This is a genomic window from Gammaproteobacteria bacterium, assembly GCA_028817255.1.
GTDB classification, from domain to species: domain Bacteria; phylum Pseudomonadota; class Gammaproteobacteria; order Porifericomitales; family Porifericomitaceae; genus Porifericomes; species Porifericomes azotivorans.
Genome location: JAPPQA010000163.1, coordinates 9,604 through 11,526, shown reverse-complemented (window position 1 = coordinate 11,526; position 1,923 = coordinate 9,604). Strand labels below are relative to the sequence as shown.

Below are 1,923 nucleotides of genomic sequence, written 5' to 3'. Positions count from 1 at the left end.
TGGCTGCTGGCGGCGCTCCCGCTCCTGGCGCCCGCGGGCGCACTCCTGGCGGAAGAGGCGCCCGGCTACCGTCTCGAGATTCGGAAATCCGAGCGGGAACTCCTGGTCCGGCAAAGAGGGCGCATCGTCAAACGGTACCCGATCGCCACCGGCAGCGGCGGCCGGGGAGACAAAAACATGCGCGGCGACAAAAAGACGCCTACAGGCATCTACCGGGTGGTCGCGTTCCGGGAACAGGGGAAATTCGGCCCCTTTATCCAGCTCAACTACCCGAATCTGGGCGACGCCTGGCGCGGCTACCTGAACGAGCGGCTCGACGCGCAAAGCTTCCAAAATCTCGCCAAGGCGCACCAAGAGGCGCGCATCCCGCCGCAGAACACCCCGCTGGGAGGCCAGATCGGCCTGCACGGCCTGGGCGCCCCCTCGGCGGACAAAAGCTTTATCCACCGCAATTTCGACTGGACCAAGGGCTGTATCGCCCTGACCAACTCGCAACTGCGCGAGTTGCGGCAATACCTGGAGATCGGTACGCGGGTAGCGATCTGGGAATAGAGCTGCCGGGGGAATCGCGGGGCGCGAATTCAGTCCGCGGGCTTATCCCGGGCTTCCTGAAGGTCCAGGAACTCCTGCAACCCCAACAACTCCTTGATCCCGGCAAAATCCGTCATCTCGCCGGCGAGCGCCCCGGTATGCCCGTCCTGCCGGAAGGCTTCCGCGAGACGGCCCATGGCCCGGGCAAGCAACAGCACGGAATCGATCGGCGCCACGACCATATCGAAACCCATCTCCGCGAGCGCCGCCGCACTCAGGCTCGGAGTCTTGCCGAAGGCCAGCATGTTCACCAGCTTGGGATGCGGCACCTGGCGGCAGACGGCGCGCAGCTCCTCCTCGGACAAGGGCGCCTCGACGAAGGCCACGTCGGCCCCGGCTTCGCAATAGAGGTTCGCCCGGCGGATCGCTTCCTCCAGACCATGGGGCTCGCGGGCGTCCGTGCGCCCCACCAGCACAAAGCCGGAGTCGCCGCGGGCGGCGGCGGCGACCTGAATCTTGCGCGCCATCTCCGCGCCCGGGATCACCCTCTTGCCGGCAAAGTGACCGCAACGCTTCGGGAATTCCTGGTCTTCGAGGATCATCCCTGCCGCCCCCGCCTGGCGCAATTCGCGCACGCAATGCGCCACGTTATGCAAGCCGCCGTGTCCGGTATCGGCATCGGCCAGTACCGGCAAAGAAACCCTTTGCGCCACGCGCCGCGTCGCCTCCGCCATCTCGGAAATGCCCAGGAAATTGAGGTCCGGCAGACCCAACATACTGGCGCTGACCCCGAAGCCGCCAAGAAAGACCGCCTCGAGACCGGCTCGTTCGACCGCCAACGCGGTTAAAGCATCGTGGGCGCCGAGCAGGCGCACGATCCCCGGCCGCGCCAGCAACTCGCGCAGGCGTTGCCCGCCATTATTCATGCCTTCCGCCGTCACCGTCGTATCCCGCACCGTCCCCGAATCGCTGCTGAGCCCGCCATGGCAAGGGCGGAAAATAACAGGCCGCCACAGGCTTGGGTAGTGGGCGGCAGGCGCCCGGCAAGCGGACGCCGGGGCGGCCCGCAAACACGATCCGTCAGCGGCGAGATATATATTCAAGTTGAATAATTACTATCAACCTGCTATTTTTATGGATAAAATTATCTGTTATGCTTGCGCCCTCTAGAAATCGGGCAAAAAAATCATGCCAGGAGACAAAACGATGAACACTGCCGACGCCAGCGATCTGACGAACGGCCTGCCCTTGCCGCCCAGACGCGACGCGCTACGCCGCCGCGGGCGGCTGCTGCAGGCGGCGCTGGCGGGAACCCTGGTGCTGGGGGCGATGACGGCACGGGCGCAGACTACGCCTGCCTCGCCTGACATAACGGTGAGCTTGACGGCGCAC

At 65.2% G+C, this 1,923-nt stretch carries 3 protein-coding genes; 2 read left to right on the top strand and 1 reads right to left on the bottom strand.

Features of this window, described 5'->3' with window-relative positions; translation table 11 throughout:
* A partial coding sequence (locus tag OXU43_06845; GenBank protein MDD9824870.1) for a L,D-transpeptidase occupies positions 1–552 on the top strand: 552 nt, incomplete at its 5' end.
* 29 nt (positions 553–581) lie between these two features.
* On the opposite strand, the gene OXU43_06840 is transcribed toward OXU43_06845, so the two are convergent.
* Entirely contained in the window at positions 582–1,487 is a 906-nt protein-coding gene (locus OXU43_06840) for an oxaloacetate decarboxylase (protein ID MDD9824869.1), read from the bottom strand.
* Positions 1,488–1,737: 250 nt separating this feature from the next.
* On the opposite strand from OXU43_06840, the gene OXU43_06835 reads away from it, so the two are divergent.
* A partial coding sequence (locus OXU43_06835) for a hypothetical protein (GenBank protein MDD9824868.1) occupies positions 1,738–1,923 on the top strand: 186 nt, incomplete at its 3' end.